The following is a 294-nucleotide window of genomic DNA, read 5'->3' on the forward strand; positions in this document are numbered from 1 at the left end:
GGCGTGTTGCAACAGCGCGCTTTCGGAGCTGCACATCTGGCCGATCTTCCAGTTGCGCTTGCCTTGGGCTTGCAGCAGGAACACGTCGTAGTTATCGAAATGCGGGCCTACGCTGCCTCCCGGTGCAGCAAAGCTGATCATCACATCGTCGATGCGCCAGCTTGGCAGGAAACGGAATTGTTCCAGCAGCTCGGCCACTTCCGGCACGAACTGGTCAACGGCCTGCACCAGCAGGGTCCATTCGCGTTCAGGCAAGGTGCTGAAAGCATCTTCGGCGAACGGGCCGCGACGCAG

The 294-nt window shown here is 60.5% G+C and carries 1 protein-coding gene; it reads right to left on the minus strand.

What is annotated here, in order from left to right; genetic code table 11:
* The coding region (locus tag SB765_RS28940) for a cupin domain-containing protein (RefSeq protein ID WP_410932394.1) at window positions 1-294 on the minus strand (294 nt) is incomplete at both ends.

Source organism: Pseudomonas sp. SIMBA_067 (assembly GCF_046534675.1).
Lineage (GTDB): Bacteria > Pseudomonadota > Gammaproteobacteria > Pseudomonadales > Pseudomonadaceae > Aquipseudomonas > Aquipseudomonas putida.